15 protein-coding genes are annotated in these 18,557 nt (G+C 64.8%); 9 read left to right on the top strand and 6 right to left on the bottom strand.

What is annotated here, in order from left to right:
• Positions 1-7: 7 nt before the first annotated feature.
• Positions 8-1,057 carry a UDP-N-acetylglucosamine 2-epimerase gene (locus AB4Y82_RS05800; RefSeq protein WP_441601907.1) on the bottom strand — a complete coding sequence of 350 codons (1,050 nt, stop codon included), beginning with the start codon at positions 1,055-1,057 and terminating at the stop codon, positions 8-10.
• Positions 1,054-1,869 (bottom strand): glycosyltransferase family 2 protein, encoded by an 816-nt coding sequence (locus tag AB4Y82_RS05805; protein WP_441601908.1) that lies wholly within the window; start codon positions 1,867-1,869, stop codon positions 1,054-1,056. Before AB4Y82_RS05805 ends, AB4Y82_RS05800 begins: the two co-directional genes overlap by 4 nt.
• 218 nt (positions 1,870-2,087) lie before the next feature.
• Here AB4Y82_RS05805 and AB4Y82_RS05810 point away from each other — a divergent pair, with 218 nt between their 5' ends.
• Genes AB4Y82_RS05810 through AB4Y82_RS05830 form a run of 5 tightly spaced genes read left to right on the top strand, consistent with a single transcriptional unit; the run spans position 2,088 to position 7,193 of the window.
• The gene (locus tag AB4Y82_RS05810) at positions 2,088-3,275 is read left to right on the top strand and encodes an O-antigen ligase family protein (protein ID WP_441601909.1); all 1,188 of its coding nucleotides are present in this window, start codon (positions 2,088-2,090) and stop codon (positions 3,273-3,275) included.
• A 40-nt stretch (positions 3,276-3,315) separates the two neighbouring features.
• Entirely contained in the window at positions 3,316-4,266 is a 951-nt protein-coding gene (locus tag AB4Y82_RS05815) for a UDP-glucuronic acid decarboxylase family protein (protein ID WP_441601910.1), read from the top strand.
• Positions 4,263-5,192 (top strand): glycosyltransferase family 2 protein, encoded by a 930-nt coding sequence (locus tag AB4Y82_RS05820; protein ID WP_441601911.1) that lies wholly within the window; start codon positions 4,263-4,265, stop codon positions 5,190-5,192. Before AB4Y82_RS05815 ends, AB4Y82_RS05820 begins: the two co-directional genes overlap by 4 nt.
• Positions 5,193-5,214: 22 nt before the next feature.
• Positions 5,215-6,075 carry a glycosyltransferase family 2 protein gene (locus AB4Y82_RS05825; RefSeq protein WP_441601912.1) on the top strand — a complete coding sequence of 287 codons (861 nt, stop codon included), beginning with the start codon at positions 5,215-5,217 and terminating at the stop codon, positions 6,073-6,075.
• A complete protein-coding gene (locus tag AB4Y82_RS05830) occupies positions 6,072-7,193 on the top strand; it encodes a glycosyltransferase family 4 protein (RefSeq protein ID WP_441601913.1) in 1,122 nt (373 codons plus the stop codon). The genes AB4Y82_RS05825 and AB4Y82_RS05830 overlap by 4 nt, the downstream gene beginning before the upstream one ends.
• Before the next feature lie 721 nt (positions 7,194-7,914).
• Here the strand turns inward: AB4Y82_RS05830 and AB4Y82_RS05835 are convergent.
• From AB4Y82_RS05835 to def, 4 genes are all read right to left on the bottom strand, one after another.
• The gene (locus AB4Y82_RS05835; protein ID WP_441611157.1) at positions 7,915-9,645 is read right to left on the bottom strand and encodes an ArnT family glycosyltransferase; all 1,731 of its coding nucleotides are present in this window, start codon (positions 9,643-9,645) and stop codon (positions 7,915-7,917) included.
• A gap of 115 nt (positions 9,646-9,760) precedes the next feature.
• Positions 9,761-11,059 carry a 16S rRNA (cytosine(967)-C(5))-methyltransferase RsmB gene (gene rsmB, locus AB4Y82_RS05840; RefSeq protein ID WP_441602136.1) on the bottom strand — a complete coding sequence of 433 codons (1,299 nt, stop codon included), beginning with the start codon at positions 11,057-11,059 and terminating at the stop codon, positions 9,761-9,763.
• A gap of 192 nt (positions 11,060-11,251) precedes the next feature.
• A complete protein-coding gene (gene fmt, locus AB4Y82_RS05845; RefSeq protein ID WP_441601915.1) occupies positions 11,252-12,172 on the bottom strand; it encodes a methionyl-tRNA formyltransferase in 921 nt (306 codons plus the stop codon).
• Complete coding sequence (def, locus tag AB4Y82_RS05850) at positions 12,169-12,678, bottom strand: peptide deformylase (RefSeq protein WP_441601916.1); 510 nt, start codon at positions 12,676-12,678, stop codon at positions 12,169-12,171. The genes fmt and def overlap by 4 nt, the downstream gene beginning before the upstream one ends.
• A 189-nt stretch (positions 12,679-12,867) precedes the next feature.
• On the opposite strand from def, the gene AB4Y82_RS05855 reads away from it, so the two are divergent.
• The 4 genes from AB4Y82_RS05855 (at position 12,868) to AB4Y82_RS05870 (ending at position 18,433) form a co-directional block, all read left to right on the top strand.
• A complete protein-coding gene (locus tag AB4Y82_RS05855) occupies positions 12,868-13,995 on the top strand; it encodes a LysM peptidoglycan-binding domain-containing protein (RefSeq protein ID WP_441601917.1) in 1,128 nt (375 codons plus the stop codon).
• 81 nt (positions 13,996-14,076) lie between these two features.
• A complete protein-coding gene (gene dprA / locus AB4Y82_RS05860) occupies positions 14,077-15,204 on the top strand; it encodes a DNA-processing protein DprA (RefSeq protein WP_441601918.1) in 1,128 nt (375 codons plus the stop codon).
• A 124-nt stretch (positions 15,205-15,328) separates the two neighbouring features.
• Positions 15,329-17,860: a DNA topoisomerase I gene (locus tag AB4Y82_RS05865; protein WP_441601919.1), complete on the top strand. Its 2,532-nt coding sequence runs from the start codon at positions 15,329-15,331 to the stop codon at positions 17,858-17,860.
• A complete protein-coding gene (locus tag AB4Y82_RS05870) occupies positions 17,861-18,433 on the top strand; it encodes an L-threonylcarbamoyladenylate synthase (protein ID WP_441601920.1) in 573 nt (190 codons plus the stop codon).
• Positions 18,434-18,557: the final 124 nt, after the last annotated feature.

An 18,557-nucleotide genomic window follows, 5' to 3' on the forward strand; every position in this document is an offset into this window, starting at 1 on the left:
GCTGGGCTCAGTAGCGGGCCGGTCCCCAATAGCCGATGCGCCGGCGGATTTTCAGTTTTCGCCAGAAATTCCGAGGCTTAGGGCGACGGTTGCGGCCGCCGGCGGCAATGAAGCCGTCAATCGCTTTGAGGATGCGCTCGGCCGAGTGGCCATCGCGATACGGATGGATGGCCTCGCCGTACTCATGGATGGCCTGCATCAGCTCGGCCGGTCGCGACAGCGCGCGCTCGATCGCCGGCTCGAACTGCGACACCTGGTCGATATCGATCAGCTGCGGACCCGGCCGGCGGTTCTTGAAGGTCACCACGGGCTTGCCGGTGAGCAGGAATTCATTGAGTGCGGAGGAGGTGTCCGAGCACATCATGTCCACCTGCGGAAACAGCTCGAGGATGTTGTCGTTCTCGGCGAACGTCAGGTGCTCGTTCTGCAGCGCCTTGTACTTGGCCACCGTGGCCGGATCCATCTTCGGATGGAAGGTCACGATCCAGCGCCAGCGCCCGTCGCGCGAGAGGCGTTTGACTTCCTCATACAGCGTTTCGGCGGCGCTCCAGGACGGCGAGAAGGTGGAGTGGTACAGGATCACCGGCGGCTGGCGCACCGGCGGGATCGGTCCGGTGATTTCGCGCATGAAGGGGTCCAGCTTGGGAAAGCCGGTCTCCACCACGCTGAAGTGGCCGACGCGATCGGCGATGGCCTGGAACTGCGCCGTGTCGCGCGGACCGGTGGTGCAGTACAGATCGAAGAAGCCGCGGATATAGATATGTCGCGGCTTGCCCGCATCGAAGCCGTGGAAGGTTTCCACCTTCACGCCGGGAAAGAAATGCGGCACCGCATTGCTGGAGGTGATCACGGCTCGCGGCTTCCACGCGCGCACTTCTTCCACCGTCAGCGCGCGCTCGCCTTCCACCAGGTCTTCGGCGCCGGGACCGTCGAAGAACCAGGCGGCCTCGTCGCCGCGGGCGCGGATCGCGTCCTGGATCGGACGCAGGATGGCCAGCGCATAGCGCTCGGAGCCATACAGCAAGTAATGCTCTCTCAGAGCGGGGTCTTTACTCATCGATCGATGCCATGGCGGATCAGGGCGTCGGTGGCCGTCTGCAGCGACGCGGGATTGCGGCGCATCTCGTAGTAACGCATGCGTTTGTAAGCGGCATACGAGGCGCCTGTCTGCGCGATCACAAAGCCACGCCAGCCATCGAGGAAGGCCAGCCGCAGGAAGTAATCCTTCACGAAGGCCAGCAGATACACGAAGGGCGTCTGCCACATGCGCACCGGCTTGTTCTTCTGCAGCCAGTCACGGCATTTGAGTTCGGCGTAGCGCAGCACCTTGATCTGTTTCTCGGGCAGGCTCGGGTTGTTCTCGTGGTTGAACACTTCTTTCAGCAGCACGGAAGGTCCATCGAAACGCAGCGACTCGTGCACGCGCACATCGGCCCAGCGCGCGCGGTCGCGGTGGTACAGGCGGGCCATTTTCTCGCCACGGCCCGGCAGGTACCAGCGCATGCGCTCGCCCATGAAGATGGTGGAGCGACGCAGGTAGGCCGCGCAAAGATTGCTGGCCATCAGCTTGGGCAGCCGCTGCTCCAGTTCGGCCGCCAGTTCGGGCGAGAGGTACTCGTCGGCGTCGAGCGCCAGCACCCAGTCATTGCTGCACTGCGTCGTAGCGAAATTGCGCTGCGGCCCGAAGCCCAGCCACGGCTGGTGCACCACCCGTGCGCCGTGGGCCTGCGCGATGGCTACCGTGTCATCGGTACTCCCGCTGTCGACCACAAGTTTTTCACTGGCGAAGGGCACGCTATCCAGACAGCGGCCAATATGCTTCGCCTCGTTGTACGTCATGACCACGAGGGTGAGGGAAAAGGTAGGCATAAAGTGAATTCTACCGGTATTCGCCGGCAGGCTTGGTCCTCCGGGAGGCCCCGGTCGGCGTTAGCCGACAGGGTCGCGGTCGGCTCAGTTTCAGCTGGAACCGTGCACTATTCTGCTGACTTTGGGCGGAGCAAAGCCGAAAATAGACCGGTTTCGGGTCCGCCCGGGCCGCAGTAACGAACAGGCAAGCAGGCAGTATGAGAAGCAGGGCGATCCCATTGAAAACCGACGTTCAGCCGAAGAGCCGGGCCATTACGCGCACGATTCTTGGCGTGGGCATCGTCTGGATGATGCTGGGGATGGTCATCATGCCGGCCGGCGTGTCGTTCAATCCCGGCAAGCCCTACCAGACCAGCCTGATCGTGTTGCTCTACCTGCCCGCCCTGGCGCTGTCCTTCTCGCAGGGCGCGCGGGTATGGCGCGAACTTTGGCCGCTGCCGGTGTTCCGGGTGTTCCTGGCGTTGCTGGCTTGGGCGCTGCTCTCCTTGAGCTGGGGCCACATACCCCATGCGGGGGACGAGGTCGGCCGCCTGATCAGCGTGCTGGCATTCGTGCTGGGCTGGCATGCCTATGCCGCCAACGACGTGTCGCGCATCCGCCATCTGCTGCTGGCCGCCGGCCTGGCCATCGGGGCTTGCGCGATCTACTACTGCATCAGTTTTGTGCGCGCTCCCATGGAAGACGGCCGTATCGTCGGCGAGGGGACGATCGCCACCGCCAATTACGCGGCGGCGCTGATGGGGGTGGTGGCGCTTTGGCTCAGCCAGCTCGATATCGACGACCGTCGCTGGTCGATCGCACGCTATGCGGCGATGGCGGTGCTGCTGCTCTTCGTGGGGCTCACCCAGACGCGCAGCGTGTGGCTGGCCCTGGCGCTGGCCATCGTGCTGATGCCGCTATGGCAGCCCGGCCGGGTCCATCGCTGGGTGGCGGTGACCATCGCCGTACTGGCGGCGATCATGTTGCTCTGGCCAGCGACCATGCTGACCGTGCGTGGCACCTCGTTGCGTCCGGAGCTGGCCCTGCAGGCGATGCATCTGGCCGCCCAGCACCCTCTGCTGGGATTGGGTCAGGGCGCCCCCATCAGCCTTATCGTCAACGGTGCGGCCTACACGCATACACACAACCTGCTGACCCAGGTGACGGTGGAACTGGGCCTGCCCGGCCTGCTGCTGACCGTCGCCATGTGGCTCATGCTCGGCTGGCAAGGCTGGCGCCATCGCGGCACCCTGCAGGGTCGGCTGGTCCTGACCATCTGGGTTTACGCCTCGGTCGTACTCCAGTTCGATATGCCGCAGATGCTCGACAGCCCGCGGCCGGCATGGCTGCTGATCTGGCTGCCGATGGGTCTGGTCGTGGGCCTGCTCGCGGGTGACCGGGCCAAGCCGGCAATTTCCATCCATTGAAACTAAAGTACCCCGACGTGTTGGGGATTCGGGGATCTCGATGAACAAGGTGTTGGTTACCGGCGGTGCGGGCTTCCTGGGCTCCCATCTGTGCGACCGGTTGCTGCGCGACGGCCATGACGTGCTGTGCGTGGACAACTTCTTTACCGGCAGCAAGCAGAACATCGCGCACCTGCTCGACCACCCGTACTTCGAGATGATGCGGCACGACGTGACCTTCCCGCTCTACGTGGAAGTGGACCGCATTTTCAATTTCGCCTGCCCTGCCTCGCCGGTGCATTACCAGCACGATCCGGTGCAGACCACCAAGACCAGCGTGCACGGCGCGATCAATATGCTCGGCCTGGCCAAGCGCACCGGCGCGCGCATCCTGCAGGCCTCGACCAGCGAAGTGTATGGCGATCCGGAAGTCCATCCGCAGCGCGAGGACTATTGGGGCCGCGTCAATCCCATCGGCTTCCGCAGCTGCTATGACGAAGGCAAGCGCTGCGCCGAAACGCTGTTCTTCGACTACCACCGCCAGCACAACCTGGACATCAAGGTGGTACGCATCTTCAACACCTACGGCCCGCGCATGCATCCGAACGACGGTCGCGTGGTCAGCAACTTCATCGTGCAGGCGCTGCGCGGCGAGGACATCACCATCTATGGCGATGGCAGCCAGACGCGCAGCTTCTGCTATGTCGACGACCTGATCGAAGTGATCACCCGCATGATGAACAGCGAGGCCGGCTTCGTCGGCCCGGTGAACATCGGCAACCCGGTCGAGCACACCATGCTGCAACTGGCCGAGCGTGTGATTGCGCTGGTCGGCGGCAAATCCAGGCTGGTGTTCCGCCCGCTGCCTTCGGACGATCCGCGCCAGCGCCAGCCGGACATCGCCCTGGCCAAGGAAAAACTTGGCTGGGAGCCGCGCGTGAGCCTGGACGATGGCCTGCGCGAAACCATTGCCTACTTCCGTCAGCTGCTGAAGGGAGAGGTGGCTGCATGAAGGCTCTGACCTTCAGCGTCATCATCACCAACTACAACTACCGCGACTACGTCGGCGAGGCGATCGACAGCGTGCTCGCGCAGACGCGCGCCGCCGCCCAGGTCATCGTGATGGACGATGGCTCCACCGATGGTTCGGCCGCCTGGCTGGCCGAGCGCTACGGCAACGACGAGCGCGTGACGCTGCGCTGCGTGAGCAATGGCGGTCAGCTGTCGGCGTTCGTCAAAGGCATGGAGGGCGTCACTGGCGACATCGTGTGTTTTCTTGATGCCGATGATCATTGGGACAAGGATTACCTGGCGCGCATCGGCGAGGTGTACGACAGTCGCCGGGATATCGATTTCGTGTTCACCGATGTCAACTTGTTCGGCAATGAGCAGGGCATCGTCGGCTACGCGGATCGCGCGACCGATCTGGGCTATACCGCCATCAGCACCTGGGTGACGGCCTACTGGTACGGCGCTGCCACATCGGCCTTGTCGATGCGGCGCATGTGGGCGCAGCGGGTGCTGGATCTGCCGCATACGTTTCTCACGACGTGGCGCATTTCGGCCGATAACTGCCTGGTGTTCGGCACCAGCGTGCTGGGTGCGCACAAGTATTACCTGCCCACGGGCATGGTCCATTACCGCGTCCATGGCGCCAACGGCTGGTGGCACGCACGCGATCGCGAGAACCAGTTCGCCAACCTGTTCCGCTCGCGCACGCTGATCAATCACTACGCCGAGCGCATGCATATGGACGTCCATACGCTGGACCTGGCCAAGGCCGAGTTCCGCAGCAAGCCGGCGGCAGGCATGGATGAGGCCTGGCGCTATGCCGGCATTGCGTTCCGGCGCGGCACGGCGGGCTGGCTCAAGCGGGTGGAGCGCACGGTATCCATCCTCCGGCACGGCCGTCGCAACAGCGGCAAGGCGGGCGCGTGATGTTTCGCGGGGCCGCTGGCATATGAGCGCCGGGCTGGAGCTCAAGGTCAGCGTGATCCTGCTGACTTACAACTGGCCACAGGCGCTTGAGCGCATGCTCGAAGGCCTGGCCCGCCAGACCCAGCTGCCTTGCGAAGTCATCGTGGCCGATGATGGCTCGAGCGAACAGACCGCTGCCTTGGTCAAGCGCATGGCGGCGACGTTCCCGGTGCCGCTGCGCCACCTGTGGCAGGAAGACCATGGGTTTCGGGCGGCGCGTGCGCGAAATCGCGGCATTGCCGCCAGTCGGGGCGATTATGTGATCCTGCTCGACGGCGACATGCTGATCGAGCCGCACTTCATCGCTGATCATCTGATGCTGGCCGAGCGTGGATACTTCCTGCAAGGCGGGCGCATCAAGGCCACGGCTGAGGAATCGCAGCGACTGCTCCAAGGCAAGCCGCCCGTTTTCGCGCCGTGGTCGACCGCCCATTTCGACGAGTTCGATGGCACAAAGCGGCTCTACGCGTTCCGTGCACCGTGGCTGGCGCGATGGAAGTCCCGCTCGCGCAACGGTGGGCGAGTGATGAGCTGCAACATGAGTTTCTGGCGCGACGATCTGTTGAAGGTCAATGGCTTCGACGAGCGCATGGAAGGCTACGGCGCGGAAGACCGTGAGCTGGCGGCACGCCTGGAAAATACCGGCCTCAAGCGGCGCGCGCTCAAATGGGCAGCGCTCGCCGTGCACCTGTGGCACAACTCGCGTTCCCCGCCGGACGTCGACGACATGAGCTTGCCCAACAACGTGCTTTTCCACGAAACGCGCACGCAAGGGATCACCTGGTGCGAGCGCGGGATCAGCCAGCACATCGACCTGCTCGGTGAAAGCGATCACGCGGGATGAAACTGCTCTATACGAATTTTCATCACGGCGACGGCGGCGGCCACACCACCTACATCCGCGAACTTGCCGCGGCGCTGGCATCGCGGCACGAGGTACATGTGGCGGCGCCGCCAGACAGCCGCCTCAATCGCGAGGCGCGCGCCTTGCCCGGCGTGTTCGTGCTGGACCAGCCGTTTCCGAACGGCTTGAACAAATGGAAAGCCCGGCGTCGCGCGCGAGCGCAACTGGCCTCGTATCTGCGTGAGCAGGCGTTTGATCTGATCCACGTCAACGGCTCCGCCGATCATCGCCTGGTGCTTTCGGCCATGCCGACCAAGCGTCCCGCCTTGGTGTGGACCAAGCACAACTCCAAACCGGTCCGTGGCCTGGGCGCCGCGCTGCGCGCACGGCACACGGATATGGTCATCGCCGTGTGCGAGTACACGCGTCGCGAATTGCTGCAGACCGCCTATCGCCGCTGCAAGTTGGAAACGGTCTACAACGGCGTGGATATCGAGCGTTGGTCTCCGTGGCCGATCGACCAAGCCAGGGCTGAGCGTGCACATTGGACAGGTGGCGATGAAAGCGTGTTGGTGCTCGGTAGCAACGCAGGAACGGCGAGTTACAAAGGCTGGATGGACCTCATGGAAGCATTGCCGATGCTGCCGGAGGAGATTCGCCGCCGACTGCGCGTGGTGATTGCCGGCGTGCCGCCCAAGACGGCAGAACTGGAGCGAGTCGCCGCGCTTGGTGTGTCCGATCAGGTGCATTTCACCGGCGTGTTGACCGACGCCCGCCCCATGGTGGCCTCGCTCGACGCGGGCTTCGTGTTGTCCTACGACGTGGAAACCATCTCCTTCGCCTGCCGCGAAATGATGGCGATGGGCAAACCGGTGCTGCTCACCCGCTATGCCGGGCTGCCAGAGAATATCCACGAAGGAAAGGACGGCTGGCTGGTACCGGTGCGTGATCGCGCCGCCCTTGCAGCCGCCGTGCAGCGATTGCTCGAACAACGCGACACCCTGCCTGCGATGGGCGCAGCGGCGCGCCAGCATGCGGAGCAGGAGTTTGGGCTGCCGCTGTTTGTGGGTCGAACGGAGCAGGTTTACCAGGATCTGCTGGACATGCGTCGGACCTGATCGCCGGGACGAACAGGGCGAAGTGAGGTGCATCGCATTTCTATCGCGCCGACAACCTGGCCACAACGCAACTGTAGGAGCGCACTTGTGCGCGACCATCTAACGGAGCGGTTCACCCATGCGCTGCGGTCGCGCACAAGTGCGCTCCTACAAGGGGACATGCAGCCCGGTGCCGATCAGCTCTTTGTGGGAGCGCACCCTGTGCGCGACAAGCCTACGTAGCGATACACCCAGCGTGGCTGTCGCGCACAGGGTGCGCTCCCACAGACAAGCAGGCGGGGCAAACGGAAGGAGGCGACCCAAGGCCGATGCGCAGCGAGGCCCCGCCTTAAGTCCTCAGCGATTCGGGCGCGTTGCGCAGCGCTTTGAACTACCCGCTGTGTACCCTCGGAGGTTGTCCCACAACGACGCACCTCAAGCGTTCGGGCTTATCCCAACACGATGCTGCGGGCGTTATCAGGCCATTCTCTTTGGGTTACTTTCGACGCGAAGCTAGTCCCGTGGGATCTTTTGGGCCAGCAAGAGAAAAGTGACTCGGTCGGCGGCAGCCGATCGAAACGCCCGCCGCGTAGGCGGCACGCTGGCCTCGTGGCGACAACGGAGACCAAGGCTCTGGAAGACCAGCCCTTCGGCTATTAAAGAGCGCCTCCGGCCTCCGCCTGGATGACGATCAAAAGCGCGCATCCAAGTGGGCGAAGCCACCACCACCCACCCAACCCCCTCACTCCTCCAGCGCCGCCGCCGGCACCCGATCCACATCCTCACTAGGCATGCACCCCGGCACCACGGCATCAGCCTTGAACATCCACCACTCACGCCGATTCGCATGCCCCAGGCTCACCGCCTTGCTGCGATCCACGCACTGAGCCATCACCCCATCCAGCGCAAACAACCAGCGATGCTCGGGATCGGCAGCCTGCCATTTCACCGCAGCGCTGTACTGCTCATGCCACGGTCGCGTAAAACCGAAATCCGTAGCGGGATGATTGAACATCAGCAGGTTCTGTTCCTTCCACGCCACCATGCCGATCTGGTCGCCCGCCGGCAGGCGCTCGCGCACGTCCTGCATCAGCCCGGCAGCCGAGCTGGAATCGTTGAGGATGGGGTAAGCCCACAAGCTCCACACCAGCCACATGGCCGCCATCCCGCCAGCGACGGCGGCGACGGCGCGACGCATGCGCAGCGTGGCGATCAGCAGCAGTTGCACGGCGCCGATGGTGACGAACATCCACCACAGCGCATGGCCGCCATCATCAAGACCGCGCGCCGTAGCGAACTCGCTCGCAAACTTCGGATGCGCCACCAGCGCCGTGGCGCCCACGCCGAGCATGGCGGCGCCCATGATGCCGATGAAGACGAGCCCAGCCGCACGCAGCCAGCGCTTCTGCAGCAGCTCGTCCAGATACGGCGCACTGACCAGCGCCAGCATCGGCAGCGCCGGCATGATGTAGACGTCGCGCTTGCCCTTGGGAATCGAGAAGAACACCAGCAGCAGCACGATCCAGCCCAGCGGCAACAGGATGCGCGCGTCCCTGGCCTTGAGCGACTGCCACCAGCGCGGCAGCGTGCCCGGATAGGTCAGCGACAGCGGCAGCCAGGTGAACAGCACGATGGGCACGTAGTACAGCGCGTTGTGGTGGTGATCCCAGGACTTGCTGTAACGGCCGGCAGTCTGGTGGAACAGGATGTCGTTGATGTAAGCGGCATAGGCCGGATCGCCCGCGTGCGCTTTCGCGCCCAACAGCATCGGCACCAGCCACAATGCCATCGCCAGCAACAGCGCAACCAGACCCAATGCCCAGCGCCACCAGGCGCCCTCACCCATGCGCGACACGCCATTCCACTGGCCAAACGCGGCCACCAGATACGGCACAAACATGAAGAGCGCGAGCACGCCAACGCCCTTGGTGATCACGCCCAGCCCCGCGCAGAAACAGCCGAACCAGAACGCGCGCCAGTTAGGCCCTTTCAGCATATGCACCAGCAGGCCCCAGTTCGCCGCCGTGATGTAAAACATCACCAGTGGATCGATCTGCGCCCGTTTGGTCTGGTAGACGAACTGGAACGTGATGAGCAGGGCCGAAGCGGCATACAAGCCGACCTGGCGATTCCACAGGCGGCGGCCGAGGTCATAGACCAGCGCCAGGCAACCCAGTGCCGCCAGCAGCGAAGGCAGCAGGAAGGCGATGCGCCAGCTGCGGATCACCGTATAGCTGGCAGCTTCCAGCCAGAACAGCATCGGCGGCTTGTCCGAATACAGTTCGCTGCCGCGATGTGGGAACAGCCAGTCGCCGCTCTCCACCATGTGCTTGGCAGCCAGCGCAAAGCGCGGTTCGTCCGACGGCCAGGGATCACGCAGGCCCATGCCGGCGCCGATCACCACCAGGGCAATCAGCAGCAACAGCCAGAATCGGCGGCGTTCCAGGGGAGTGGCTTGAGAAAAGACAGACATGCGTGGATTCCGGGGCTGCGGCGGGCCGCGTCGCAAACTCATAGCTTAATGCCGTGGCCCGAGCTTAACGGCCTTGGCCTGGTTCCTGGCTTAGCGGCGGCGCCTGCGGGCGCCTTCAGGCCTTCTCGAGGACGGCATAGTACATGCCGTCCAGGTCGCCATCCCCGGGCAGAACCTGCCAGCCCACACTCGCCGCCTGTCCCACTGGCAGGGAGAACTCCACGACCCGCACATCGGACCGGCCCTGGAGCCAGGCGCCGACCACGGCGTCGTTCTCGGCGCGCAGCATGGAACAGGTGATGTAGACCAGCCGGCCGCCCGGCGCCAGCAGCGGCCACAGGGCCGTCAGGATGCGCTTCTGCTGGGCTACGAGCGGGGCGATGTCGCTGTCGCGGCGATGCAGGCGTACATCGGGCCGCCGGCGCAGCACGCCAGCAGCCGAACAGGGCGCATCGATCAGGATGCGATCGAACGGCTTGCCGTCCCACCAGCCTTCAGGCTCGCCTGCATCGCCGACGACGATATCGGCCTTGAGGCCGAGACGTTCCAGGTTCTGGCTGATGCGCTGGGTGCGCCTGGCGTCGAATTCCAGCGCCGTGAGCGAGAGATCCGCGCGCTCCAGCAAATGGCAGGCCTTGCCGCCAGGCGCGGCGCAGGCATCGAGCACGCGCTGGCCGTCGCGCACGTCAGCAAGATCGGCGGCAATCTGCGCGGCGCCATCCTGCACTGCGAACTCGCCGGTGGCGAAACCGGGCAGGCGGGTCACGTCGGTGCTGTGCGGAAGCACGATGCCGTCAGCGAGCCACGCATGGGCATCGGCCGTATAGCCGTCCGTACGCAGGCGCTCGATCAGCGAGTCGCGTTCACTGCGGCGATGGTTGACGCGCAGCATCAGCGGCGGCTCAACATTGTTCGCCGCCATCACCGCATCGGCTTGCTCCGGCCAGTCGCGTGTCAGCGTCTTGGCCAGCCACAGCGGATGCGCGTGTCGCGTCTGCGGCTTGGCGTCGAGTTCGGCCAGCAGCGCCTCGCGTTCGCGTTGCCAGCGACGCAGCACCGCATTCACCAGTCCTGCCATGCGCGGGCGTTGCAGCGCTCGCGTGGCTTGCACCGTAGCGGCCACGGCGGCATACGCCGGCAGCTGCAGGATTTCCAGTTGCACCAGTCCCAGTACCAGCAGTGCATGCACCACGGGCTCCTTCTGGCGCAACGACTTCTCCATCAGGCGATCGAGCACGGGGTCAAAACGCAGCCACCAACGTGCACCATCGCTCAGCAAGGCCATCAGCAGCGCGCGATCGCGACCGTCGGCCAGCTTGGGCGCATGACGCTCCATCGCGTCGCGCAGTGAAGTGCCGCGCAAGGCGACGTCGGCAAGGGCTTGGGCGGCTAGAGCGCGGGTATCGGTCATCAGGGGAAGGTAGTGGATGTGGGTGAGAAGCGGGGGTAAACGGAAGCGCGCTTTTTAGCTCGTCATTCCGGCGCAGGCCGGAATCCAGTAGCGTCAGTGCTCGGTTTTCGCTGGCGCTCATGAGACTTACCACTGGCGTCGCGAAAGCCAATGGTTCCCGCTACTGGATTCCGGCCTGCGCCGGAATGCCGATCTTTAGAGGCCGCGAGTCTTCATGGCGTTGAAGTAATCGGCCGCCGTAATGCGCTTGCCACCCGCACGCTGCAACGCGGTTACCCGCAGCACGCCTTCACCGCAGGCGATATCGATACCCTCGCGGCTTATGCCAAGCACCGAACCCGGCGCACCGCTGCCTTCGATGGCGCGCGCGGCCCAGATTCGCAGCATTTCGCCAGCGACTTCACCTTCAGCCACCGGCCACGGATCAAAGGCGCGCACCTGGCGCTCCAACTCAATCGCCGGTCGCGTGAAGTCGAGTCGCGCCTCGGCCTTGTCCAACTTGTGCGCGTAGGTGACGCCTTCGTCCGGCTGGGCCTGGGGGGCCAAGCTTTCACCGGCCATCACACGCGCCAGACCCTCAGCGAGCACGTCGGCGCCCAACATGGAGAGGCGATCATGCAGCGAGCCGCCGGTGTCCTCGCCGCTGATCGGCGTGCGGCGCTCCAGCAGTACCGGGCCGGTATCCAGGCCGGCTTCCATCTGCATCAGGTCGACGCCGCTTTCGCTGTCGCCGGCCAGGATGGCGCGCTGGATCGGCGCCGCGCCGCGCCAGCGCGGCAGCAGGCTGGCGTGCACGTTCCAGCAGCCCAGGCGCGGAATGGCCAGCACCTTGCGCGGAAGAATCAAGCCGTAAGCCACCACCACCATCAGGTCCGGCGCGTACGCGGCCAGTGTGGCCCGTGCCTCGTCGGACTTCAGCGATTCGGGTTGCTCGACGGGAATGTCGGCTGCCAGGGCCGCCTGTTTGACCGGGCTGGGTGTGAGTTTGCGGCCGCGACCGGCGGGGCGATCGGGTTGGGTGTAGACCGCCACCACCTGCGCACCGCTCGCACGGCACGCTTCAAGGCAGGGTACGGAGAATTCGGGAGTGCCCGCGAAGACGACGCGGAGCTTCAAGCGGTGGCCGCCTGCTTGCGCTGCTTTTCCAGGCGCTTGAGCAACATGGAGCGCTTGAGCGGCGACAGATAGTCCACGAACACCTTGCCGGCGAGGTGATCCATCTCGTGCTGCACGCACACGGCCAGCGGGCCTTCAAACTCGTGCTCGATCTCGTTGCCGTCCACGTCGTTGGCTTTCACCTTCACCTTGAGGGCGCGGGTGACATCGGCGTAAATGCCCGGGAACGACAGGCAGCCTTCCTGGTAGACCTGGGCGCCGTCCTTCTCGATGATGCGTGCATTGATCAGCGCCAGCGGCTCATTGCGCTCGTCGCTCATGTCGGCCACCAGCACCTGCTTGTGTACATTCACCTGGGTAGCGGCCAGGCCGACACCATTGGCGTCATACATGGTCTCGAACATATCGGCCACGAACTGCTTGAGTTCGGCGTCGAACACGGTCACCGGTTCGGCCTTGGTACGCAGGCGGGGATCGGGAAATTCGATGATGGTCAGTACGGACATGGCTTTACCTCAAGCGCCGAAACTGCGGGCGAATCGGTGAAAACCAAGCCCCGGGCGCATCTAGAATGACCTTTATTGTACGCCGCCAAGCGCCCGTCTGGCATGCTGTTTTGCCAACTGGTCACGGTTGCGTGAACAAGTTGTTCGGTTACACTCGCCCGAGCGTCGGGGGATGGGGGATTCCCGTTTATGATCAGAAAGTCCATAGGGCTGCTGGCCGGCATGCTGGTCACGGTGGCTGTTTACGCTGCGGGCGCGCAATTGCGTGCCGATCACCCGGATACCTATACGGTTCGAAAGGGCGACACCCTTTGGGCGATTTCCGCACGTTTCCTGTCCAAGCCGTGGCTGTGGCCGGAAATCTGGCAAGCCAACCCGCAAGTGCAGAACCCACATCTCATCTATCCGGGTGACGTGCTGAATCTGTCGTTTGCCAACGGTCCGCGCCTGGGCTTGCAGCCCCGCGTGCGTGCCGAGGGCGATGCAGTGCCGGCCATTCCGCTGGATCAGCTGCAGACGTTCCTCAAGGAAATGCGCGTACTCAACAGCGACCAGGTCAAGGCACTGCCTTACGTGGTGGGCTTCGAGGAAGCGGATCTGCGCGGCACGGTGGGCAAGAACGTCTATGCCCGCAACCTGCAGTCCGAGCCGGGCCAGCGCTTTGCGATCGTGCGTCCCACCCAGACCTTCCGCGACTTCGACAGCAAGAAGGGTCGCGACAGTGGTTCGGATCTGGTCGCCCATCCGCTGGACAGCAATGTGTCGCTGGTCCAGACGCCGTGGAAGGAAGATTTCCGCGCGGACGGCCACTACGGCCATGGCGAGGACATCGGTACCGAGGTGATGGTGATCGGCACCGCCGAGGTGTTGCGCACCGGCGACCCGACCACCTTGCTGCTGTTGAACGGCACCATGGAGATCAACAAGGGCGACCGCCTGTTGCCGATCGACGACAAGCCGTATGACGCCTACTACTACCCGCATGCGCCCAAGTCGCTGCCGGGCAATGCGCGCGTGATCGCCTTCGCCGATGCCTACGATGCGGTGGGTCCGCATCAGGTAGTGGCGTTGAATATCGGCTCGCAGGATGGCGTGGACAACGGCCAGACCTATTCGATCTACCAGCCGGGCGAAACCATCAACGACGACGTCGCCCACAACAGCTGGAATCGCGGCACCGGCGTGGACGTGACGCTGCCCCAGGAGTTCGTGGGACACGTGATGGTGTTCCGCACCTTCGACCGCGTCAGCTACGGCCTGATCATGGATGGCCTGCGCCCGGTGCACAGGCACGACAAGCTCGAACTGCCGAACTAAAACCCCGGCGGTACAGGACGACAGAACGGCGCGGTCACGACCGCGCCGTTTTTTTTTGCGCCGTGCCTAGGCTGGACGGCGATGAACGACCCTCAACATCTACGCACCTGGCTGATCCTGCTGCGCACGCCGCGCCTCGGGCCGGGCGCGCTGCGCGAACAGCTGGCGGCCCATGACGGCCAGGTCGATGCCGTGCTCGCGGCTCTCCAGCAACGACTGGCCGACCTGCCCGCCGACACCCGCCGCTGGCTGCAGCGCCCCGACCCGCGCCGTCTCGACGCCGATCTGGCCTGGCTGGCGCAGCCCGGCCATCGCCTGATGCTGTACACCGACGAGGACTTCCCCCCGCAGCTCGAAGCGATTGCGCAGCCGCCGGCGGTGCTGTTTGTCGCCGGCGACGCCAGCCTGCTGTTGCACGCGCAGTTGGCCATCGTCGGCGCTCGCGCGGCGACCCTGAGCGGTTGCGCCGACGCGCGCGCCTTCGCCCAGGACCTGGGCCATGCCGGCTTCACCATCACCAGCGGCATGGCCGAGGGCATCGATGGTGCTGCCCATCTGGCCGCGCTCGAGGCCGGGCTGCCTACGGTGGCCGTGGTGGGCACCGGACTGGACCGCGTCTACCCGCACAAGCACCAGGCCCTGGCCCGGCGGCTGGCGGCCGAGGGTGCGCTCGTGAGTGAGTTTCCGCCGGGGACGCCGGGCCGCGCGGATCACTTTCCCCGCCGCAATCGCCTGATCGCCGGCTTGTCGCTGGGCACCCTGGTGATCGAGGCCGGCCTGCAATCGGGCTCGCTGATCACGGGCCGCCTGGCGGCCGAACAGGGGCGCGAGGTATTCGCTTTGCCCGGTTCCATACATAATCCCCTCGCTCACGGTTGCCATCGGCTGATTCGCGATGGTGCGCGGTTGGTCGAAACGGCTGCCGAAATCGTGGAAGCGCTTGCTCCTGTTGCTGTCGCGCTGGGGCGTGAGCTGGCAAGCCGGTTACAAGGCCTTGCCGTCGCGTCTCCTCAAGAGACGGCGTCCGAAGCCGATCCATCCCGCCGGGCCTTGCTCGACGCGCTCGGTTACGGGCCGGTCGCGCTCGACGATCTGGCGGGTTTCACCGGCAAAACTGTCGCAGACCTTACATCTGTGTTGTTGATGCTGGAGCTGGACGGCCAGGTCGAAGCGCTGCCAGGCAATCGCTACCAACGCTTGCCGGGCTAGCGTAAGGCCAACTGCAGCGCGCTTTCACATGGTTCAGCTTGACGGCGTGATGCCGCCATGCCTTTAACTAAATATAGGAAGCCGGCCCGGACAGGTCGGCTATAGATGGCGGATAGCAAGCTTCATGGCAAAAAACCTGCTTATCGTCGAGTCGCCGGCTAAGGCGAAGACGATCAATAAATATCTCGGCAAGGACTTCCAGGTCCTGGCTTCCTATGGCCACGTGCGCGACTTGCGCCCGAAGGAAGGGGCGGTCGACCCGGACAACAACTTCGCCATGGCCTACGAGGTCATCGACCGCAACGAGAAACACGTCGACGCCATCGCCAAGGCGGCCAAGCTGGCCGACGACATCTATCTGGCGACCGACTTGGATCGCGAAGGTGAGGCGATCTCCTGGCATATCAGCGAGATCCTCAAGGAGCGCGGCCTGACCAAGGGCAAGACGCTGCATCGCGTGGTGTTCTCCGAGATCACGCCCAAGGCGATCAAGGCCGCCGTGGCCTCACCGCGCCAGCTGTCGCTGGACATGGTCGATGCGCAGCAGGCGCGCCGCGCGCTGGACTACCTGGTGGGCTTCAATCTTTCGCCGGTGCTGTGGCGCAAGGTGCAGCGCGGTCTTTCCGCCGGCCGCGTGCAGTCGCCCGCGCTGCGCATGATCGTGGAGCGCGAGGAAGAGATCGAAGCCTTCGTCGCTCGCGAGTACTGGACCATTGAAGCGGCGATGCGCCACCCGGAGGGTGATTTCAACGCCCGCCTCACCAAGCTCAACGGCAAGAAGTTCGAGCAGTTCGACCTCACCAACGAGCACGATGCGCTGGCCGCTCGCCATGCGCTGAAGCAGGCGGCACACGGCCACCTCACCGTCAGCGAGGTTGGCAGCAAGGAGCGCAAGCGCCGCCCGGCCCCGCCGTTCACCACCTCCACGCTGCAGCAGGAGGCCGCGCGCAAGCTCGGTTTCTCCACCAGCCGCACCATGAAGGTCGCGCAGGGTCTGTACGAAGGCGTGTCGATCGGCAGCGAGGGCAACGTTGGCCTGATCAGCTATATGCGTACCGACTCGGTGGCACTGTCCGAGGACGCCGTGGTCGAGTTGCGCGAGTTGATCGCACGCGACTTCGGCACCAAGGCGCTGCCGGATCATGCGCAGGCCTACAAGTCCAAATCCAAGAACGCGCAGGAAGCGCATGAGGCGATTCGCCCGACCTCGGCCATGCGCACGCCGCGCGACGTGTCGGCGTATCTCAACGATGAGCAGCGCAAGCTTTACGAGCTGATCTGGAAGCGCACGGTTGCGTGCCAGATGATCCACGCCACCCTCAACACCGTGTCGGTGGAATTCGCCGTGCCGCACGTGCACGGTGGCGATGCCTCGTTCCGTTCGACCGGCACCACCGTGGTCGATCCGGGCTTCCTCGCCGTATACGAGGAAGGCCGCGACCAGAAGACCGCCGACGACGATGACGAAGGCCGCCGCCTGCCCAAGCTCGACGTGGGCGAGAAAGTGGCGCTGCAGGACATCCTGGCCGACCAGCACTTCACCGAGCCGCCGCCGCGCTACTCCGAAGCGAGCCTGGTCAAGACGCTGGAAGAGCACGGCATCGGCCGTCCGTCGACCTATGCCAGCATCATCCAGGTGCTGCTCAACCGCGAATACGTGTTCCTCGACAGCCGCCGCTTCAAGCCGACCGACGTGGGCCGCGCGGTGAGCAAGTTCCTCACGGCGCATTTCACCCGCTATGTCGACTACGACTTCACCGCCAAGCTCGAAGACGAGCTGGACGCGGTGAGCCGTGGCGAAGAAGCCTGGGTGCCGCTGATGGAGCGCTTCTGGCAGCCGTTCAAGCAGCAGGTGGACGAGAAGACCGAAACCGTCGATCGCAGCGAAGCGACCGGCGCGCGCGAGCTGGGCAGCGATCCCAAGAGCGGCAAGCCGGTGTCGGTGCGCCTGGGCCGCTACGGGCCGTATGCGCAGATCGGCGACAAGGACACGGACGAGAAGCTGCAGTTCGCAAGCTTGCGTCAGGGCCAGAGCATGCACACCATCACGCTGGCCGACGCGCTGGAGCTGTTCAAGCTGCCGCGCAAGCTCGGCCAGGCTGAGAACGGCGATGAAGTGTCGGTGGGCGTGGGCCGCTTCGGTCCGTTCGTGAAGCAAGGCAGCACGTACGCCTCGCTCAAGCCTGAAGACGATCCGTACACCATCGAATTGCCGCGCGCCCTGCAGATCGTGCAGGAGAAACTGGAGATGATCGCCAACCGCATCATCCAGGACTTCGGCAACGGCGTGCAGGTGCTCAACGGCCGCTTCGGTGCGTACATCACCGATGGCGAAAAGAACGCGCGCATTCCCAAGGACCAGGAGCCGAAGGAACTGACCGAAGCGCAGTGCATCGAATTGCTCGCCGCCGCACCGGTCAAGAAGGGCCGCGGCGCGTTCAAGAAGACCGCCAAGAAGGCAGCCGCCGAGAAGAAGCCGGCGGCCAAGAAGGCGGCCGCCAGCAAGACGGCCACCAAGAAGGCCCCGGCGAAGAAGACCACCGTCAAAAAGGCTGCGAGCAAGAAGACCGCCACGAAGAAGACGGCGGCCAAAAAGGCTCCGGCCAAGACCGCCACCAAGAAAGCTGCCGCCAAGAAGGCGGCAACGGAAGCCTGAGTGACGGCTCGCTTCAGCCTGTCCGACCTGGATGCCGCCGCCGCGCTGCTGCGCCGCGGCGGTGTGCTGGCCTATCCGACCGAGGCCGTGTTCGGCCTCGGTTGCGATCCGCACAATCCCGTCGCGTTCGAGCGCCTGTTTGCGCTCAAGCAACGGCCACCCACCCAGGGCGTGCTGTTGATTGCGTCGGAGTTTGCCCAGGTCGAGCGCTATATCGATCTGTCCGCCGTGCCCGCCGCCGTGCTGGCGCAGGTGCGCGAGAGCTGGCCCGGACCCAACACCTGGATCTTTCCGCGCTCCGCGGACGTTCCGGCCTGGGTGGCCGGCGCGCACGCCGGCATCGCCCTGCGCGTGACGGCGCACGAACCTGCTGCTGCGCTATGCCGCGCCTATGGCGCCGCCCTGGTTTCCACCAGCGCCAATCCGCATGGCGAGCCGCCGGCGCGCACCGCTGACGTAGCTGCCGGCTACTTCGGACCCGCGCTGGACGGCCTGCTGGACGCACCGACCGGCGATCAGCTACGCCCCACCGTGATCCGCGATGCGCTCTCGGGCGCTATCATCCGTGCCTGAGTGAAGCCGCAAGGACTTGCTGACCGGGTCAGCGAGGATGAACGGTTTCCGCATGCCACGCGCTCTCAGTAGGGAGTGATTCAGTGGCTACCGCGAGGATGGGGATCATCGCGGGCTCTCTATT

Origin of the sequence: Dyella sp. 2YAF14, from assembly GCF_052114725.1 — a bacterium.
GTDB lineage: Bacteria > Pseudomonadota > Gammaproteobacteria > Xanthomonadales > Rhodanobacteraceae > Dyella.

What these genes read in the sequence shown, in the direction of transcription:
- AB4Y82_RS05800 (WP_441601907.1), bottom strand. Translation starts at nt 1,057, where the DNA reads ATGAGTAAAGACCCCGCTCTGAGAGAGCATTACTTGCTGTATGGCTCC.
- AB4Y82_RS05805 (WP_441601908.1), bottom strand. Translation starts at nt 1,869, where the DNA reads ATGCCTACCTTTTCCCTCACCCTCGTGGTCATGACGTACAACGAGGCG.
- AB4Y82_RS05815 (WP_441601910.1), top strand. Translation starts at nt 3,316, where the DNA reads ATGAACAAGGTGTTGGTTACCGGCGGTGCGGGCTTCCTGGGCTCCCAT.
- AB4Y82_RS05820 (WP_441601911.1), top strand. Translation starts at nt 4,263, where the DNA reads ATGAAGGCTCTGACCTTCAGCGTCATCATCACCAACTACAACTACCGC.
- AB4Y82_RS05825 (WP_441601912.1), top strand. Translation starts at nt 5,215, where the DNA reads ATGAGCGCCGGGCTGGAGCTCAAGGTCAGCGTGATCCTGCTGACTTAC.
- AB4Y82_RS05830 (WP_441601913.1), top strand. Translation starts at nt 6,072, where the DNA reads ATGAAACTGCTCTATACGAATTTTCATCACGGCGACGGCGGCGGCCAC.
- AB4Y82_RS05835 (WP_441611157.1), bottom strand. Translation starts at nt 9,645, where the DNA reads ATGTCTGTCTTTTCTCAAGCCACTCCCCTGGAACGCCGCCGATTCTGG.
- def (WP_441601916.1), bottom strand. Translation starts at nt 12,678, where the DNA reads ATGTCCGTACTGACCATCATCGAATTTCCCGATCCCCGCCTGCGTACC.
- AB4Y82_RS05855 (WP_441601917.1), top strand. Translation starts at nt 12,868, where the DNA reads ATGATCAGAAAGTCCATAGGGCTGCTGGCCGGCATGCTGGTCACGGTG.
- dprA (WP_441601918.1), top strand. Translation starts at nt 14,077, where the DNA reads ATGAACGACCCTCAACATCTACGCACCTGGCTGATCCTGCTGCGCACG.
- AB4Y82_RS05865 (WP_441601919.1), top strand. Translation starts at nt 15,329, where the DNA reads ATGGCAAAAAACCTGCTTATCGTCGAGTCGCCGGCTAAGGCGAAGACG.